Annotated in this window: 13 protein-coding genes, 1 tRNA gene and 1 pseudogene; 8 read left to right on the top strand and 7 right to left on the bottom strand. The window is 63.3% G+C overall.

Annotated features, from left to right (window positions below):
• Positions 1-70 precede the first annotated feature (70 nt).
• From AC1VVG_RS11640 to AC1VVG_RS11615, 6 genes are all read right to left on the bottom strand, one after another.
• Positions 71-307 carry a (2Fe-2S)-binding protein gene (locus tag AC1VVG_RS11640; protein WP_034190359.1) on the bottom strand — a complete coding sequence of 79 codons (237 nt, stop codon included), beginning with the start codon at positions 305-307 and terminating at the stop codon, positions 71-73.
• Between the two features lie 150 nt (positions 308-457).
• Positions 458-1,321, bottom strand: coding sequence for a glutamate racemase (murI, locus tag AC1VVG_RS11635; RefSeq protein WP_482835654.1), 864 nt, complete (start codon positions 1,319-1,321; stop codon positions 458-460).
• Between the two features lie 28 nt (positions 1,322-1,349).
• On the bottom strand, positions 1,350-1,826 hold the full coding sequence (bfr, locus tag AC1VVG_RS11630) for a bacterioferritin (protein ID WP_006478315.1): 477 nt from the start codon (positions 1,824-1,826) through the stop codon (positions 1,350-1,352).
• Between the two features lie 193 nt (positions 1,827-2,019).
• Positions 2,020-3,543 (bottom strand): fumarate hydratase, encoded by a 1,524-nt coding sequence (locus AC1VVG_RS11625; protein ID WP_006478316.1) that lies wholly within the window; start codon positions 3,541-3,543, stop codon positions 2,020-2,022.
• Between the two features lie 34 nt (positions 3,544-3,577).
• Entirely contained in the window at positions 3,578-4,195 is a 618-nt protein-coding gene (locus AC1VVG_RS11620; protein WP_034190360.1) for a TIGR00645 family protein, read from the bottom strand.
• Positions 4,196-4,308: 113 nt separating this feature from the next.
• Complete coding sequence (locus AC1VVG_RS11615) at positions 4,309-5,217, bottom strand: DMT family transporter (RefSeq protein ID WP_034190361.1); 909 nt, start codon at positions 5,215-5,217, stop codon at positions 4,309-4,311.
• A 316-nt stretch (positions 5,218-5,533) separates the two neighbouring features.
• On the opposite strand from AC1VVG_RS11615, the gene acs reads away from it, so the two are divergent.
• From acs to AC1VVG_RS11600, 3 genes are all read left to right on the top strand, one after another.
• On the top strand, positions 5,534-7,516 hold the full coding sequence (gene acs / locus AC1VVG_RS11610; protein ID WP_034190362.1) for an acetate--CoA ligase: 1,983 nt from the start codon (positions 5,534-5,536) through the stop codon (positions 7,514-7,516).
• 83 nt (positions 7,517-7,599) lie between these two features.
• On the top strand, positions 7,600-7,947 hold the full coding sequence (locus tag AC1VVG_RS11605) for a DUF4212 domain-containing protein (RefSeq protein ID WP_059560139.1): 348 nt from the start codon (positions 7,600-7,602) through the stop codon (positions 7,945-7,947).
• Positions 7,948-7,950: 3 nt separating this feature from the next.
• Positions 7,951-9,966, top strand: a complete 2,016-nt coding sequence (locus AC1VVG_RS11600) for a sodium:solute symporter family protein (RefSeq protein ID WP_034190364.1) — start codon at positions 7,951-7,953, stop codon at positions 9,964-9,966.
• Between the two features lie 193 nt (positions 9,967-10,159).
• Here the strand turns inward: AC1VVG_RS11600 and AC1VVG_RS11595 are convergent.
• Positions 10,160-10,250, bottom strand: a tRNA-Ser gene (locus AC1VVG_RS11595).
• Between the two features lie 350 nt (positions 10,251-10,600).
• Between AC1VVG_RS11595 and AC1VVG_RS11590 the strand changes: the two genes are divergently transcribed.
• The 5 genes and pseudogenes from AC1VVG_RS11590 to AC1VVG_RS11570 all read left to right on the top strand — a co-directional run bounded on the left by AC1VVG_RS11590 (position 10,601) and on the right by AC1VVG_RS11570 (position 18,787).
• The gene (locus tag AC1VVG_RS11590) at positions 10,601-13,378 is read left to right on the top strand and encodes a type VI secretion system Vgr family protein (RefSeq protein ID WP_482835653.1); all 2,778 of its coding nucleotides are present in this window, start codon (positions 10,601-10,603) and stop codon (positions 13,376-13,378) included.
• A 23-nt stretch (positions 13,379-13,401) separates the two neighbouring features.
• Positions 13,402-15,663, top strand: a complete 2,262-nt coding sequence (locus tag AC1VVG_RS11585) for a T6SS effector phospholipase Tle3 domain-containing protein (protein ID WP_059560143.1) — start codon at positions 13,402-13,404, stop codon at positions 15,661-15,663.
• On the top strand, positions 15,660-17,141 hold the full coding sequence (locus AC1VVG_RS11580; RefSeq protein ID WP_482835651.1) for a virulence factor: 1,482 nt from the start codon (positions 15,660-15,662) through the stop codon (positions 17,139-17,141). The genes AC1VVG_RS11585 and AC1VVG_RS11580 overlap by 4 nt, the downstream gene beginning before the upstream one ends.
• Positions 17,142-17,150: 9 nt before the next feature.
• Positions 17,151-17,414, top strand: coding sequence for a PAAR domain-containing protein (locus tag AC1VVG_RS11575; RefSeq protein ID WP_027784933.1), 264 nt, complete (start codon positions 17,151-17,153; stop codon positions 17,412-17,414).
• Positions 17,415-17,436: 22 nt separating this feature from the next.
• Positions 17,437-18,787: pseudogene (locus tag AC1VVG_RS11570) on the top strand (virulence factor).
• Positions 18,788-19,133 lie beyond the last annotated feature (346 nt).

The raw sequence follows: 19,133 nt of genomic DNA, 5'->3' as shown, positions 1-19,133 counted from the left end.
GCAGACGGTGGCTTGCTGACGGTCAAAACAAAAAATGCGGCCTGGGCCGCATGTGCACGCTCGGCGCCGCTCAGGCTGCCTTGCGTTCGTAGAACGTGACCGGGATCGGGTGAGCGTGATGCTCGACACCGCACCGGCTTGCGCAGACGCCTTGCTCGGCCATGAGGTCGCGTACGGACTCCTCGCACTTGCCGCAGCACGTGGCCACGCCGAGTTCGAACTGGAGTTCATCGAAAGAGTGGACGCCCTCGGCGAGGGACGCGCGAATCTTGCGATCGGAAACAGACTTGCACACGCAGACGATCATGATGAGTTGCGATAGCTAACGTTAATGCGAATTATTATCATTAATTTTGCAGACGTTGACAAGCCTGGGTCCGGCTTTTTTTAAGGTCATCGGACCCTTGAAACGGCTGGGGCGGCGGAACTGCGGCGGGAGCGGGCCTGCGGGCCCGCGTCAGGCGGTCGCGCAGGCGCGCGCGTTCGGCGAGGAAATGGTGACGGATTCGACCGGCGCATCGAGGCCGAGCAGCGTCGACGCGAGGGCGCGCAGTTGCACGCCGTCGCTCGTCGAGCAGAAGCGGGGCGGCGCGGCCTGGGTGCCGGCCGGCGCGCGCAGGCCGCGTTCGTCGAGCACCCGGGCGAGCTGGCGCGCGATGGCGTCGCTCGTGTCGACGATCGTCAGGCGATCGCCAACAAGGTCACGAATCGTTTCCGTGAAGAACGGGTAGTGCGTGCAGCCGAGCACCAGCGTATCGGCGCCGTCGTCGAGCATCGGCTGCAGGTAACGCTCGAGCAACGCACGTAGGGCGGGTGAGTTCGTGTCGCCGCGTTCGATCGCCTCGACGAGCCCGTGGCCGGGCTGGCAGATGAAGCGGCGGCCGGCGCCGTAGCGATCCAGCAGCGCCCGGAAGCGCGGGCTGTTCAGTGTCGATTGCGTGGCGAGGACACCGGCGACGCCGGTCGCGGACAGCGCGGCGGCCGGCTTGATGCCCGGCTCGACGCCGACGAGCGGAATCGCCAGGCGTTCGCGGATGGCCGCGATCGCACGTGCGGTTGCCGTGTTGCACGCGATGACGAGCGCCTTCGCGCCTTCGCGTGCGAGCCATTCGCCGATCGCCAGCGTGCGCTCGGTAATGAACGCTTCGTCGCGCGGGCCATACGGTGCGTGATACGAATCGGCGACGTAGACGAACGATTCCCCGGGCAGGTGCGCGCGCACGGCGCGCAGCACCGACAGGCCGCCGAGCCCCGAGTCGAAGATGCCGACAGGGGCGGCGGGGCGGACCCCGGAGGCGACTGGCTGGTGCGTCATCGTCATGCGGACGGCAAGGTGGCGATGCGGCCGGTTACTCGGCCGAGCCCATCATCGTTTGCTGGTAGTTCTGCAGGCCGACCTTGCCGATCAGGTCGATCTGCGTTTCCAGCCAGTCGATGTGTTCTTCGGTGTCGTCGAGGATCTTTTCGAAGATCTCGCGCGACACGTAGTCGCGAACCGATTCGCAGTAGGCGATCGCTTCCTTGCAGGTGGACTGCGAGATCTGCTCGAGCTTCAGGTCGCACTTCAGGATCTCTTCGGTTTCCTCGCCGACGAGCAGCTTGTGCAGGTCCTGCAGGTTCGGCAGGCCGTCGAGCATGAACACGCGCTCGATCAGCCAGTCGGCGTGCTTCATCTCGCCGATCGACTCGTCGTACTCGTGCTTGCCGAGCTTGTCGAGACCCCAGTGCTTGTACATGCGGGCATGCAGGAAGTACTGGTTGATCGCCGTGAGTTCGTTCTTCAGTTGGGCGTTCAGGTATTCGATGACTTTCTTGTCGCCTTGCATGGCTGTTCCTTGTTCAGTGGGGCTTCAGAAACCGAACGATAATCGCTCGAACGAGAAAAGCCAAGCCTCGAAGCCTTATCTGGCCTGCCTTTTGCGTGTAATGAGAATCAGCCTCGAACAATCGGCCGTACACAATAATGAGAACGAGAAGCAAAAAGGCCGGACGTCCGTCCGGCCTTTCGTTCGATCGCCCTTAAGCGGTTGCGACCGGGATCTTGCCGATCTTCGCCTGCCACTCCTTCGGACCGGTCTGGTGCACCGACGTGCCCGACGAATCGACGGCGACCGTCACCGGCATGTCCTGCACGTCGAACTCGTAGATCGCTTCCATGCCGAGGTCTTCGAACGCGAGCACCTTCGCGCCGCGGATTGCCTTCGACACGAGGTAGGCCGCCCCGCCGACCGCCATCAGGTACGCAGCCTTGTGCTTCTTGATCGCATCGATCGCGACCGGGCCGCGCTCGGCCTTGCCGACCATCGAGATCAGGCCCGTCTGCGCGAGCATCGTCTCGGTGAACTTGTCCATGCGCGTGGCCGTCGTCGGGCCGGCCGGGCCGACCACTTCGTCACGCACCGGATCGACCGGGCCGACGTAGTAGATCACGCGGTTCGTGAAGTCGACCGGCAGCTTCTCGCCCTTCGCGAGCATGTCGGCGATGCGCTTGTGCGCGGCGTCGCGGCCGGTGAGCATCTTGCCCGACAGCAGCAGCGTCTGGCCCGGCGTCCAGCTCGCGACTTCTTCCGGCGTCAGCGTGTTCAGGTCGACGCGCTTGCTCGTTTCCGTGTTCGGCTCCCACTGCACCTTCGGCCAGGCGTCGAGCGACGGCGCTTCGAGCTTGGCCGGGCCCGACCCGTCGAGCACGAAGTGCGCGTGGCGCGTGGCCGCGCAGTTCGGGATCAGCGCGACCGGCTTCGAGGCCGCGTGCGTCGGTGCCGCCATGATCTTCACGTCCAGCACGGTCGCGAGACCGCCGAGGCCCTGCGCGCCGATACCGAGCGCGTTGACCTTCTCGTGCAGTTCGACGCGCAGTTCCTCGACCCAGTCCTTCGGGCCGCGCGCGATGATTTCCTGGATGTCGATCGGCTCCATCAGCGATTCCTTCGCCATCAGCATCGCCTTCTCGGCCGTGCCGCCGATGCCGATCCCGAGCATGCCCGGCGGGCACCAGCCCGCGCCCATCGTCGGGACCGTCTTCAGCACCCAGTCGACGATCGAATCGGACGGATTGAGCATCACGAACTTCGACTTGTTCTCCGAGCCGCCGCCCTTCGCCGCGACCTGCACGTCGACCTTGTCGCCCGGCACGATCTCGTAGTGGATCACGGCCGGCGTGTTGTCCTTCGTGTTCTTGCGGGCGCCTTCCGGCGGATTGACGATCGACGCGCGCAGCACGTTGTCCGGGTGCGTGTAACCGCGGCGCACGCCTTCGTTGATCATGTCGGTGAGGCCCATCGTCGCGCCGTCCCAGCGCACGTCCATGCCGACCTTCACGAAGATCGTTACGATGCCGGTGTCCTGGCAGATCGGGCGCTTGCCTTCCGCGCACATGCGGCTGTTCGTGAGGATCTGCGCGATCGCATCCTTCGCGGCCGGGCTCTCTTCCAGCTCGTACGCGCGGCCGAGGGCCTGGATGTAGTCGAGCGGGTGGTAGTAGCTGATGTACTGCAGCGAATCCGCGATGCTCTGGATCAGGTCTTCCTGTTTGATGACGGTCATGGCTGAGACTCTGTGGGGACAGTGGGGAATGCGTTTATGCGTTGGCGGCTGCTTCGGCCGGCTTGCGGGACGCGGGCACGGCGCTCGCGTGCGGCGCGTGCGTCTCGTGGAAATGGGCCGGGTGCGTGTGCGTCGTCAGGCGGTCGACCCACGCCATCACGAGCGCCGACACGAGGAACGACACGTGGATGATCACCTGCCACATGATCGCGTGCGTCGTGTGCTGGTCGGGGTTGATGAAGGTCTTCAGCAGGTGGATCGACGAAATGCTGATCAGCGCCATCGACAGCTTGACCTTCAGCACGCCCGCGTTCACGTGGTCGAGCCATTCGGGTTCGTCGGGGTGGCCCTCGATGCCGAGGCGCGACACGAACGTTTCGTATCCGCCGACGATCACCATGATCAGCAGGTTCGAGATCATCACCACGTCGATCAGGCCGAGCACCGCGAGCATCACGCTGATCTCGTCGAGACCGGCCGCATGCGACAGCAGGTGCCAGACTTCCTTCAGGAACAGGAACACGTAGACGGCCTGCGCGACGATCAGGCCGAGGTAAAGCGGAACCTGGAGCCAGCGGCTCATGAAAATCAGCGCGGGAAGCGGGCGAAGCGGGCGGCGGGCCGGGTGGCCGGGCGAATGCGGGGCGGACATGATGGAGGTACGGGCGCGGTGCGCAGGTATCGGGGGTAATCTTGAAAAGGCGCGCTATTGTAACGCGTCGGCCGGCGCGACTGCAGCGACGCGCCGGGTGTGCCGGGGACGGATCAGGACGCGGCGGCCGGCACGCGTTTCACGCGCAGGCTCGCGAGCACGATGCCGGTGACCACGCAGGCGAGCGCGACGCCGTGTGCGAGCGTCGGGCGCTCGCCGAGGAACGCGATGCCGTATGCGGCCGCGGCGATCGGCAGCACCGCGCTGAACACGCCGGCGAGGCTGCCCGGCACGTGCCGGATGCCTTTCATCCACAGCCAGAACGAGAAGATGCTGGCCGACAGGCCATACCAGACGACGAGCGCCCAGGTGCCGGCCGGCACGCTCGCGTAATCGAAATGCCACAGCGCGGTCGCGCCGAGCGGCAGCATCAGGAACAGGCCGAACAGGTGCGTGTACGCGCAGATGTCGATCGGCGCGAGCGTCTGCGTGAGCCGGCGCGACAGGATCACGTAGATCGATTCGCAGCACACGGCGCCGAGGATCAGCAGGTTGCCGGTCAGCGAGCCGGACGCGTCGCCGTGGCCGTCATGCCCGGCCGCGCCGCCGTTGGCGAGGTTGATCGTGACGACGCCGGCGATCGCGAGCGCGATCGACAAGAGCGCACGGCCGTTCGGTTTTTCACGCAGGATCAGCCATGCGAACAGCGCGACGATCGCCGGGATCGTGCTCGTGATCACGCCGGCCGCGACCGCGCTCGTGCGCTGCACGCCGTTGAGCATCAGCAGCGTAAACATGAAGGTGCCGAAGAACGCCTGCAGGAACAGGTTCAGCCATTCGCCGCGCTTGACCGCGCGCATCTTCACGGGGCTGAACAGCGGCCACAGGACGGCGATCGCGATCACGAAGCGCAGCGTGGCGAGGATCGCGACGGGAACGAATGCGACGATGGATTTACCGATACCGACGTTGCTGCCGACGAACAGCATCGACAGGATGAGGAAGAGGGCGTAGCGATTCAAGCTGGAATCCGGAAGGCGAGTTCAGTTAGGATTGTAGGGTCGCGGTTGTAACAGCGTAAAGCCGACCGTCATGCGGTGCCGCCCGGTGTGCGAAACGGCCATGCCGCGTAAGTGACGGGTAAGTTCGGGCGCTTATCGTGGAAACCGTCGGGCCGCCCGTTCACGTTCGCGTGATGTGGTGCGGTGCAGCATCGTGCGCGGCCTTCGTGGCCGCGTGCGGGTGGGTAGGAGACAACGGCGCGCATGCGCCGGCCAAGACACGTGCGGCGCGCACGATCGCGCCGCCAGAGGATTCATGTTCACCAAGGGGTAGTCGATGTCTGCGATTGAATCGGTTCTTCACGAAACCCGTCAGTTCCCGCCGCCCGCGGCGCTCGAGAAGGCGGCGACCATTTCCGGCATGCCGGCCTATCGCGCGCTCGCCGCCGAGGCCGAGCAGGATTACGAAGGCTTCTGGGCGCGTCTCGCGCGCGAGGGCCTCACGTGGCACAAGCCGTTCTCGACGGTGCTCGACGAGAGCAATGCGCCGTTCTACAAGTGGTTCGACGACGGCGAGCTGAACGCGTCGTACAACTGTCTCGACCGTCACGTCGAAGCCGGCAACGGCGAGCGCGTCGCGGTGATCTTCGAGGCCGACGACGGCACCGTCACGCGCGTCACCTATGCGGATCTGCTGGCGCGCGTGTCGCGCTTCGCGAATGCGCTGAAGAAACGCGGGATCGGCAAGGGCGACCGCGTCGTCATCTATATTCCGATGTCGATCGAAGGCATCGTCGCGATGCAGGCGTGCGCGCGCATCGGCGCGACGCACTCGGTCGTGTTCGGCGGCTTCTCCGCGAAATCGCTGAACGAGCGGCTCGTCGACGTCGGCGCGGTCGCGCTGATCACGGCCGACGAGCAGGCGCGCGGCGGCAAGACGCTGCCGCTCAAGAGCATTGCCGACGAGGCGCTCGCGCTGGGCGGCTGCGAAGCGGTGAAGAGCGTGATCGTCTATCGCCGCACCGGCGGCAAGATCGACTGGCATGCCGGCCGCGACCTGTGGATGCACGAACTGACCGACGGCGAGTCCGACACCTGCGAGCCGGAATGGGTCGGCGCCGAGCACCCGCTGTTCATCCTGTATACGTCGGGCTCGACCGGCAAGCCGAAGGGCGTGCAGCACAGCACGGGCGGCTACCTGCTGTGGGCCGCGCAAACGATGAAGTGGACCTTCGACTGGAAACCGACCGACGTGTTCTGGTGCACGGCCGACATCGGCTGGGTCACGGGCCACACGTACATCACGTACGGCCCGCTCGCATGCGGCGGCACGCAGGTCGTGTTCGAAGGCGTGCCGACCTACCCGGACGCCGGCCGCTTCTGGAAGATGATCGGCGATCACAAGGTCACCGTGTTCTACACCGCGCCGACCGCGATCCGTTCGCTGATCAAGGCGGCCGAAGCCGACGACAAGGTGCATCCGAAGAGCTACGACCTGTCGAGCCTGCGCATCATCGGCACGGTCGGCGAGCCGATCAATCCGGAAGCGTGGATGTGGTATCACAAGCACGTCGGCCAGGAGCGCTGCCCGATCGTCGATACGTGGTGGCAAACCGAAACCGGCGGCCACATGATCACGCCGCTGCCGGGCGCGACGCCGACCGTGCCCGGTTCGTGCACGCTGCCGCTGCCGGGCATCATGGCCGCGGTGGTCGACGAGACGGGCCAGGACGTGCCGAACGGGCAGGGCGGCATCCTCGTCGTCAAGCGCCCGTGGCCCGCGATGATCCGCACGATCTGGGGCGACCCGGAACGCTTCAAGAAGAGCTACTACCCGGAAGAACTCGGCGGCACGTTGTACCTTGCCGGCGACGGCACCGTGCGCGACAAGGACACCGGCTACTTCACGATCATGGGCCGGATCGACGACGTGCTGAACGTGTCGGGTCACCGGCTCGGCACGATGGAGATCGAATCGGCGCTGGTCTCGCACGAGCTCGTGGCCGAGGCCGCCGTGGTCGGCCGCCCGGACGACACGACGGGCGAGGCGGTCGTCGCGTTCGTCGTGCTCAAGCGTGCGCGTCCGGAAGGCGACGAAGCCGCGGCGCTCGCGAAGACGCTGCGCGACTGGGTCGGCAAGCAGATCGGGCCGATCGCGAAGCCGAAGGACATCCGCTTCGGCGACAACCTGCCGAAGACGCGTTCGGGCAAGATCATGCGGCGCCTGCTGCGCTCGCTCGCGAAGGGCGAGGCGATCACGCAGGATACGTCCACGCTCGAGAATCCGGCCATCCTCGAGCAGCTCGCCGAAGTGCGCTGATCGTACCGGCTGCGCGTCTCGCGCACGAGCCCCTGCGCGGCAATCCCGATTGCCCGCGCAGGGGCTTTTTGCTACATAACGGCATGACTGTTCCGACCCGTTCGGCGCCTGCGGCGCCACCGCCCGTTCCCGAGCCGCTCGCGCGTGCCCACGCGCGCTACTGGCGCTTCAACGTCGCGCTGATCGCGGTGCTGATGGCGATCGGTTTCGCGGTGTCGTTCATCGTGCCGTTCTTCGGGCCCGCGCTCGCCGCGGTCCGTTTCGCCGGCTTCAGCCTGCCGTTCTATGTCGGCGCGCAGGGCGCGATTCTCGTGTACCTCGTGCTGATCGTCGTCTACATCGGGCTGATGCAGCGCGCGGACCGCACGCTGCGCCGCGCGTACGACGATCATGCGGCGCGCTCCGGCATCGCGAACGGCGGCGGGCGCTGACCCATGCTGACGCATCGACTGATCCGCGCATACGCGCTCTATACGTTGGGGTTTCTCGGGTTCGTGCTGCTGATGTGGCGGATCGAGCGCGCGACCGGTTCGGGCGTCTGGATCGGCTATGTGTTCCTGTTCGTGCCGATCGCCGTGTATGCGGTGATCGGGCTGCTGTCGCGCACGTCCGATCTCGTCGAGTACTACGTGGCCGGGCGGCGCGTGCCGTCCGCGTTCAACGGGATGGCGACGGCGGCCGACTGGCTGTCGGCCGCGTCGTTCATCGGCCTGGCCGGCTCGCTCTACGCGACCGGCTACGACGCGCTCGCGTACATGATGGGCTGGACGGGCGGCTTCTGCCTCGTCGCGTTCCTGCTCGCGCCGTATGTGCGCAAGCTCGCGCGCTACACGATTCCCGATTTTCTCGGCACGCGCTTCTCGAGCACGGCCGTGCGCGCGCTCGCGGCCGGCGCGGCGATCCTGTGTTCGTTCGTGTATCTGGTCGCGCAGATCCAGGGGATCGGCCTGATTGCGACGCGCTTCATCGGCGTCGATTTCGCGATCGGGATCTTCTGCGGGCTCGCCGGCATTCTCGTGTGCTCGTTTCTCGGCGGGATGCGTGCGGTCACGTGGACGCAGGTCGCGCAGTACATCATCCTGATCAGCGCGATCCTGATCCCGGTGTCGCTGATCGCGATGAAGAACGGGCTCGGACCCGTGCCGCAATTCAATTACGGCAAGCTGATGGAGCGCGTCGCGGCGCGCGAGGCGCAGGTGCGCGAGGCGTCCGACGAGCAGCGGGTACGCGACGCGTACCGCCGGCAGGCCGCGGAGATCCAGACGCGACTCGACCGGCTGCCGTCGTCGTATGCGGACGCGCGCCGGCATCTGGTCGACCAGCTGGCCGACCTGCGGCGCCATAACGGGCCGCTGCGCGAGATCAGCCTGCGCGAGCGCGAACTGGCGGACTTCCCGCGCGACCCGGCAGCGGCGCGCGTCGCGTGGACGCAGGCGCGCGACGACCTGCTGGCGCGCGCCGAGCCGCCCGTGCCGATGCACGAGCCGTTTCCGGCTGCAAGCGACGACGAACGCAAGCCGCGCGAGCGCAATTTTCTCGCGCTGCTGCTGTGCCTGTCGCTCGGCACCGCGAGCCTGCCGCACATCCTGACGCGCTACAACACGACGACCTCGGTCGCATCGGCACGACGCTCGGTCGGCTGGACGCTGTTCTTCATCGCGCTGTTCTACCTGAGCGTGCCGGTGCTCGCGGTGCTGATCAAGTACGAGATCCTTGCGAACCTCGTCGGGCGGCCGTTCGCGGAATTGCCGGCGTGGGTCACGCAATGGCATCACTTCGAACCGGACCTGATCAGCGTCGTCGAGGTGATTCGCGACGGGATCGTGCACTGGTCGGAAATCCAGATGCAGCCGGACATGGTCGTGCTGGCCGCGCCGGAGATCGCGGGGTTACCGTACGTCGTGTCGGGGCTGATCGCGGCCGGTGCGCTGGCCGCGGCGCTGTCGACCGCGGACGGGCTGCTGCTGACGATCGCGAACGCGCTGTCGCACGACGTGTATTACTGCATGGTCGCACCCGATGCATCGAGCCAGCGGCGCGTGACGATCTCGAAGGTGCTGCTGCTCGGCGTCGCGCTGTTCGCGTCGTATGTCGCGTCGCTCAATACGGGGAAGATCCTGTTTCTGGTCGGCGCCGCGTTTTCGCTGGCGGCGTCGAGCTTCTTTCCGGTGCTGGTGCTCGGGGTGTTCTGGAAGCGCACGACGACGCGCGGGGCGATCGCCGGGATGGTGACGGGGTTGGCGGTATGCGTGTACTACATCGTGTCGACGTATCCGTACTTCACGCAGTTGACCGGGTTCGCGGGGCGCACGTGGTTCGGGATCGAGCCGATCAGTTCGGGCGTGTTCGGCGTGCCGGCGGGTTTTGCGGTGGCGATCGCGGTGAGTCTGTGCGACAAGCGGCCGGATGAGTATACGCGGGCGTTGGTGGATTACATCCGGCATCCGTGAGGCGGGAAGGGGGGCGATGCATGGCGTGCCGGCGCGCCAAGTTGAAAAGCCTCTGATTCCTGGGGCAATCAGGGGGCTTCGCGTATTTCTGTCGGAGAGAGGCGGATTCGCCCAGACAGCGCGGGCAAGCCGAACGATCGGCTTGCTTTTCTCCCCGGAAACGAAAATGCCCGCTGGCGCGGGCATCGAATTCTGGCGGAGAGAGGGGGATTCGAACCCCCGATAGGCGATTAACCTATACACGCTTTCCAGGCGTGCGACTTAAACCACTCATCCATCTCTCCGGAAGACCGAGAGTATAGCAAACTCTGGCGGCAGCCCGCCACTCCCTTCCGCACCCGTCAGAAATTCGTCGATCCATACCGAGCGCGCGTCGCCCGACGTCAGATCGTGACGAGCCGTACGACCTGTCGGCTACTTCGGACATGGACCGTCCCGGTTCGAAAGAATGTGAACTGTTGAGTCCGTTCGGACGCTTCGCAGAAAGGATTCTAAATCCTGTCAAAAAGCCGTCACCAATCCGACAAATTTGCTATGCTCGCCGAAAACCAGACGGGCGGCACTCCCAGGACGGACCAGCGGGCGTGATGGCTCGCCGAACAACGAAGTCAAACAAAATCCTGAGAGTCACGCTGTGAATACAGCCGAATTGCTACGCACGTTTGCGTCCGGGGTGGTCGATCAGAACAATCGGCCGGTTCGCATGAATTGGGGGCCTGCTCAGAAGACGCTCGAGCAGGTGCTTGCGCTCCAGTATGCCGATATCCGCGAAGGGTTGATGACGGGCATCGAGGGGCATCTGACCTGCGTGTCGGCACGGGCCGATCTTCCGATTCGCAGCTTCATCGGGCTGCCGGTCTCCGTCGAGATGACGACCGATCGCGGGCGTCTCCATACCATCAACGGCATTGTCACCGACGTTCGCACCGGCCAATCGGACGGTTCACTGACCTGCTACCAGCTGACGATTCGCGACGTGCTTTCCGTGATGGAGCGGCGGACCAATTCGCGGTTGTTTCGGTCGAAGAGCCTGCCCGACATCCTGGGTGTGCTGCTTCAGGAATGGCGCCAGCGCAGTTCGGCGCTCGCGGGCGCATTCGAGTTCGACTTGTCCGGCCTGCAAGCCGAGCGTTACCCCGCGCGTGAACTTACGCGGCAGGTCAACGAGTCGGACTCGCATTTCATCCGGCGGCTGTTGCGACGGGAGGGGGCGACCGTATTCGTCAAGGCGGGCAAGGCCGGCGAGCGGGCGAGCGGCAATGCGCACGACACGCCGGTTCATACACTCGTCTTTGCCGACGACTCGATGAAGTTGCCGGCGACGGCCGCCGGCACCATCCGCTACCACCGCGACGCCGCCACCGAAGCGCGCGACTCGATCACGCTGTGGGCGACGAGCCGCCGGTTGATCCCGGGCAAGATCGTCCGACCGACGTGGGACTACAAGAGCGGCCGGATGTCCCAGACCGAGCAGGCGACGATCGTCGATCAGGGCGACGGCGGCAACGACCTCGGGCATTTGCTGGCCGATGTCGTCATCGATATCCCGCACGCCGGGGATTCGTCGTCCGATCTCGACCGGATCGGCAAGGACCGGATGCTGGCGCATGAACTGCGTGCCGAATCCGTCGACGGCGTGAGCAATGTCCGTGATCTGGCCGTCGGTCACTGGTTTGCGCTCGCGGAGCATCCGCAACTCGATACGTTGCCGGTCGAACAGCGGCAGTTTGTCGTCACGTCGCTTCATCATTGCGTGCGGAACAACCTGCCGAAGGAACTGAACGAGCGCGCGCAATCGCTGTTCGCGGCAAGCCGCGTGCTGTTCGACGCGGTGCCGACCGACGTGAGTGGCAAGCCGGGCGACGAAAGCGATCGACGCTACGAAAACACATTCTCGTGCGTGCGGCGCGGCGTGCCGCTGACGCCGGCCTACGATCCGCACGTCGACTTGCCGCCCGTGCATCCGATGACGGCCGTCGTCGTCGGCCCGGAGGGCGAGGAGGTGTTCTGCGATGAAATGGGCCGTATCCGTGTACGGATCCAGGGGCTGAGTGCGGACGATCACGCGCATGCGCAGGGCGCCGGTACGAGCGGCACGCCGTCCGACAGCGCGCCGGTGCGCGTCGCCTGCGCGCTCGCCGGGCCGAGTTTCGGCGCGAATACGTTGCCGCGCGTCGGCATGGAAGTGCTGATCGGCCATATCGGCGGCGATCCGGACCGGCTCGTCGTGATGGGCGTGCTGGCCAACGGGCCGAACATGCCGGCGACCTTCAGCCACACCGGCGCGCTGCCGGGAAACCGCTATCTTTCCGGCACGAAGACGAAGGAAATCAAGGGGCAGCGGTACAACCAGATCCGTTTCGACGATACGCCCGGACAGATCAGCAGCCAACTGGCGAGCGAGCATGCGTACAGTCAGCTGAACCTCGGCTATCTGACGCAGCCGCGCGACAACGGGCAAGGGGCGGCACGCGGCGAAGGCGCCGAATTGCGCAGCGATGCGCACGTGGCGATTCGAAGCGGCAAGGCGATGCTGATTTCGGCCTGGGAGCGGCTGCGCGCGAGTGACGGCCACCTCGCGCGGGACGAGTATCTGCAACTGATGCAGGAATGCGTCGAGCTGTTCAAGAGTCTCGGCGACTATGCGGGCCAGCATCAGGGCGTGGCGCCGGATACGCAGCCGCACGATGCACTCATGACCACGGTGAAAGGCTGGCCGAATGGCGAGGCGTCCGGCGGCGGTGAGTCGTCAGGCGCGTCGATGGCCGCGATCGGTATTACCGCGCCGGCCGGCATCAGCATGGCGACGCCGAAGACCGTGACGACCCATGCGGGCGGCAATATCGATGTCGTCGCGCAGAACCACCTGCAGTACACGAGCGGGCAGCGGATCAACCTGCAGGCCGGGCATGGTGTGGCGATGTTTGCGCACAGTGAGGGCGTGTCGGCGATCGCCAACCAGGGGAAAGTGGCGCTGCAGAGCCAGAACGACGACACGCAAATCGATTCGGCGAAGAACATCCAGATGTCGGCGGGCGGCGGCAAGCTCGCGGGCATGGCCAGCGAGCAGGTCGTGTTCGTGACGTCGGGCGGCGCGTATCTGAAGCTGCATGGCGGCGATATCGAGCTCGGATGTCCGGGGAGTTTCACCGTCAAGTCCGCGTCGCATACGTGGGCCGGGCCGGCGAGCATGAGCGCCGATTTTCCGAAGTTCGACCAGGGCTCGCTGGGGCGGGTGCCGAAGCTGGTCCGGGCCACGGACGGGCAGCCGGTCGAGGGCATGGAAGCCGAGGTGCGAAAGGCGTCGGGCGAATTGATCAAGGGGAAGACCGACGCGCAAGGCAAGCTCGCGCCGGTCAGCAGCGACCAGTTCGAACAATTGGCGGTTCGCTTCTTCAAGTCGAGAACCTGAGTTGAGTCTTCCAGAAAAACAACATGTTCAACTACAACTTTGCGCAGAACCCGGGCGGGCAACCGTCGACGGACGAACCGTCGCAGACTTCGGTGGGCGGTGGACTGGGGACGACGCTATTCAACCGCAACGACCTCGAGTGCGTGATGCAGATGCCGCTGCCGGGCGTCGTCATTTTCGTGCACGGGGTCAATTCGGAAGGGGAATGGTTCAAGGAGGCCGAGAAGGGGCTGTGTGCCGGATTGAACCGGCGCATGGGGCGTTATGACGATCAGCTGTTCCATTGGGGGCCGGTGGCCGGGCAGATGACACCGGTCAGCTATATCGAAAGCCTGACGCCAGACGGTTTCCTGAATCCGGACATGTCGTCGAAGACGTACATCAAGCCCGATCCGTCCTTTTCGCCCGTCATCCACTTTCGGTGGGGCTATGCCGCGAATGCGGAGGAGCTGAAGGAGTATGGCGACAAGATCATGCTCAACGAAAGGAATTACTGGGGCGGTGGCCCGTTCGCGGGCGGGTGTTCGAGTCTGCCGGATCTGTGGAACGACGGATTGAACGATCGGCTTTTTCTGTGGCTGACCGTCCAGCACATGAATGGCATCGGCAATCGAAAGATCTACTCCACGCCACCGCGCACTTACGGTGTGCTTGGCGCACTGCGGCTTGCACGTCTGGTCGAGTCGATCCGCAAGCGACAGGCCGACGCGCCGGTCACGATCGTTTGCCACAGCCAAGGAAACATGATCGGCCTTGCCGCAGCGTTTCTCGGTGACCGGTTGCCAGAGGTGACGGATCAGTGGGGCAAGAAAGGGCGCTGCGTCGCCGACACCTATGTTCTCGCCAATCCCCCGTACAGTCTCGTCGAGGCCAACATGACCGACTCATGGGCCCAGCGCGGGGTGCGCGACAAGAACGGGCACGTGGGGCGCGAGACCTATGTCGCGCGCAAGGAAACGCTGAGGGAGTACTTCGATATCCTGCGTGCCCGGGCCGATCTCGAGATGCCCGCGGAGGATCTCGATCGCGCAATGGAAAACGCAAGGCCGTCGAAGAACGGGGGCAAGCCGTATAGCGCAGCCAAGGACCGGGAGGCACATGGGCTGTATCAGAAAAACACCTACGGGAGAGTGACGCTGTACTGTTGTCCGCACGATCAGGTCATTTCTGCCCTGACCGTTCAGGGAATCGGCTGGCGCGGGATGAGTGTCGACGACATCAGTGCGACGAACGCGTGGGGTGTTTTTTCGCAACGCGTGTTTGCATCGAATTTCGAGGTCGGTGGAGAGAACAAGCTCTATCGGTATTGGCAGGATGACTGGCGCAAGGACAAGAACCAGAAGGAGGGTTTCTGGTATCCGCCATCACCACCTGCGCGGTATGGTCTTGGGCGAGGCACGCATTCCAATGAAGGGTGGATCGCGAAGTTTTTCACGATTGCAACGAGCCCGGCCCTCTACCTGTTCAATTTGACGAACATGGCGGTCAATGCCGATCCACCGAAAAATTGGGAAATCCCGATTACCGCACCGATGCTCGATAAGGAAACGCGCTTCCTCCCGCAGGCGTTCCGCTATGGCAAACCATCGGGCGCTCGCGATGCGCAAGGGAAACCGATTGAGGAAGGGTGCTTCAACGAGGGTTACGATCCGCCGTCGGCTGGGCGTGACGCCACCAAGGAGAACAAGCGGGATGACGATCCATACGACACCTTCGACGCCAAGTCGGAAAAGTTCGCGACCGAGGGTGACGCGCTGAAAGCGCAGGGCGATGCCGCATCCGAAGCTGCGCAGCGATACGAGGATCATTCCATTCTCCGGATGGAAGCGAGAAGGTTGAACAAGCGCGACTGGGTTGATGAAAATGGAGTTGTTGTTGGGGAGGACCGCCCTGCGGATGCAAGCGAAGGTTACAAGAAATGGAGAAACAAAGAGATATTCGACATGCTGAATGGCGGGGATAAGAATAATCCTACCAATCATTCAACCATCATGACGAATGGTGAGCATGCGGAAAAGGCTTTGGCTTACGATATTGCTATTGGGCTTTGCTATCTGACGGAGGGCGACTTTGCAGATATCAGAAAGCAGGCGGATTGGCGATTTTTGAATGGATTGGTGAGGGATGGTCAAAATGAATTATTTGCGGAATATATAAAAAAGGGAAAATATAAGGACATGTTCTTGCATAAGTGGGTTAAAAATGATCCGGTTGCAAGCATGCCCGAAAAAATCTACGACGAGCGTGATGGAGGATTTTTCCTGCGGTTGGGGAGTGTGCTATGAAGGTGATTGTTGCCACCTGGCAGCGGCGATTTGGATTGGCGATTTTCGTCATGCTGTTGGCTGCGATCGTGTTGTATGCAACGATGACGCTGCCAAGTAGTGCATCTGCCGAAAACTCAAGTGCAGGAGATCTGATGAAGAGAATGGTGCTGGTTCCTGGATTGGTGGCTGTGTTGGTATTTGTGTTTTCGACCATGTTTGCGACGTCGAGTGCCGCAGCTGCGACGCCACGCGCCGTGGGCGACGCTGAACCAAAAAGTGATTCGGTGAAGCCCTTTGTGGCACAGGTCGTTGGCCTTGAATGGCTCAACCCTCTGCAACGCCGGGATTATCCGACGGAATGGCAGTTGTTATGGACGTTGGGCCTCGTTTCTGCGAACAAGAATGATGATATGGTGCGCGCCAACCCTAAAAAGTACTCTGCCGTTCAAGCGATCTCAATCATCGCGGATGGCAGCTCTGGACGTGAATCATTTGGTGGATTTTACGAGAAATATATCGACGAGTTGCTCGTTTTGTTCCGGACCAGATATTTTGCAAATTCCAATTATTTCTACACCGTAAAGCCTGGTGATAGAAGTGGATGGCGCGAGTTGGCTGGTGTGCATGTTGAATTAGCAATTCCTGGTGGCCGTCTTGATCCCATCAAGGCAAAGACGTATTTGCGTGATCAAATAATCAGCACGTTCGAGATCGGAAATTCATCGGCAAAAGACCTGTGGAGCCACGACACACCGCCGGATGTGCACGTGACATCGGGCCAGGGAAATGCCGGTTTCACGTCGCTGAACGCGGCGCTGGACTATCTGGCCGCCCACCCCGACAAAAGCGCGTGGGTGATGAACTGGGATGCGCCCAGCTTTCCGCCGAACGACGAACAGATCAACGAGAACATGGTGGTGCTGTTCCTTGCCGGCCCCGGCCTGAAGACCGAGCGTGAACCGCTAGCCTGGATCGGCAAGGCTGCACGAAGCAACGTCAAGGATTTCGAGGCGAAGCAAGGCGCGAGCCGCGCGGTGCAGGCATGGAAGTCGACGATCGATACGGCGGCGAGTAATGCAGGCGTGCCGGTGTCGTCGCTGAATTACGTCGTGCATGACGCGGGCAAGGGCAGCGATGCTGCATCGACACGTATTGCCTCACTGTCGCAGACGCTGACGGAAGTCCTGCCGGAATACGATTTCCGCACGCAGACCTTCAATACATCGGCGTTGCTCGGTGACATGGGCGCCGGCGCGGCGCTGACCGATGTGGCGCTGGCGATCGGCCGAGCGAATCACCTCGGTGGAAATGTGCTCGTAGCCGGAACGACCGACACCGAGCATCCGACGGCAGTCGTCGTCGTCGCGCCTTCGAAGCTGACGCCCATCGACGCCGGCAAGGACTGGTTCCGCGCACGCGGCGAGAACAACGCGTACTTGCCGTGGTGGGGGCGCCGTCATGACGCGCGTCCGGCATCGCAAGGCTATTCGGAATAAGGAGCGCGCATGCGCGGAATCATTCGAGTCGGCGACGCAACGAGCCACGGCGGTCAGGTCGTGACCGGCAGCGCGGTCAGCGAAGTGATGGGGCGGCCGGTCGCCCGGCTCGGTGATACGTGTGTCTGTCCGATCGCGGGCCATCAGGCCTGCTTTATCGCCGAAGGCGATCCGCAGGTCATCGTCGACGGGAAACCGGCCGCATTCGACGGTCACAAAACGTCGTGTGGCGCGACGCTGATTTCGAGTCTGGCGTCGTCCGGACGGGAATGAATTGCCAACCCGGCGCTCTGGATTGGCCGGTTCGATCGGGAGTATTCATGCGCTGCCTCACTCTTGCAAGATGCACCGGGTGCGTCTCGATCGTCATGGCGACACTCTTGTCCGGCTCGCCGTTGCAGGCCGAGATTAGTACCGCACCGGCACAATCTGCCGGAGGTGCGTCCACTGCGCCGTTTGTTCCCCAGGTTGTCGGACTTAAATGGCTCAATCCGCTCCAACGCCGTGACTATCCGACAGAGTGGCAATTGCTCTGGACACTCGGGTTGGTGAAGCCGAACATCAACGACGATATGGTCCGGACGCGCCCGGAAGCGGTATCTATCGTCGCGGACGGCAACCGGGGAAGTGAGACGTTTTCCGGGTTCTATGAAAAGTACGTCGACAAACTTCTGTTCCTCTTTCGAGTGCGATATTTCACGATTGAGGACTACTTCTATACCGTCAGTGCGAGAGCGCGGCGGAAATAGAGGGAACTGGCTGGCATGCGAGTCGGGTTGGCTATTCCCAGTAGGCTGGCCCCTGAACTGGCAGCGTCATATCTGCAGGATCATGTGGTCAACATCTTCGAAATCGGCAACCCCTCCGCAAAAAATCTATGGAGCCGCGACACGCCGCCCGATGTACACGTGACGTCGGGTCAGGGCAATGCCGGCTTTACGTCGCTGAACGCCGCACTGGACTATCTGGCGGCACATCCAGACAAAAGTGCCTGGGTGATGAACTGGGACGCGCCGAACTTCCCACCGCAGGACGAACAGCTCAACGAGAATATGGTAGTGCTGTTCCTCGCCGGCCCGGATCTGAAGACCGAGCGTGAGCCGCTGGCATGGATCGGTAAAGCCGCGCGAAGCAACATCGGGGATTTCGAGGCGAAACAAGGCGCGAGCGGCGTGAGCCACACGGCACAGGCATGGAAGTCGACGATCGATGCGGCGGCGAACAATGCGGGTGTGACGATGTCGTCAGTGAATTTCATCGTGCACGACGCAGGCAAGGGCAGTGACGCTGCATCGACACGGATTGCGTCACTGTCGCAGGCATTGGCGGAAGTGCGGCCGGAATACGATTTCCGTACGCAGTCCTTCAATACGTCGGCGTTGCTCGGCGACATGGGGGCCGGCGCGGCGTTGACCGACGTGGCGCTGGCCATCGGTCGTGCGAATCATCTCGGCGGAAATGTACTCGTGGCCGGAACGACCGATACCGAGCACCCGACGGCAGTGGTCGTTGTGGCGCCTTCAAAACTTACGCCGATCGACGCGGGCAAGGACTGGTTCCGCGCGCGCGGCGGAAACAACGCGTATTTGCCTTGGTGGGGGCGTCGCCATGATGCGCGTCCGGCGTCGCAAGGCTTTTCGGGGTAAGGCCGACGCAGGACGACCGCCACAGTACGGCCGCATGTCGCCATATCGTCCGGTACACCGATTGATGAGTCCCGGCAGCGATCGCGATGGTGTAAAGCATTCTGTAACAATCAGCGGAATGGTGGTGCGCAATTCTTTCAAAATACTTTCTATATTTCTGGTTATCTGCGCATCTAGAGAAATCCCGGCTGCCGTCCCATCAAGGCATCTGTCTTCACTTCACCAGAAACGTCATCGGGAATTCCATCACGTACATTACAAAATGTATTGTGATTGAAAGGATTTCGTCTCTTGACGCGCCGCACTGTCGCCATTTATTGTCCGTCTGCCGCCCGTGAGAGAGCAC

It is taken from the genome of Burkholderia sp. L-4, assembly GCF_056856535.1.
This window is presented reverse-complemented; position numbering and strand designations above follow the sequence as displayed.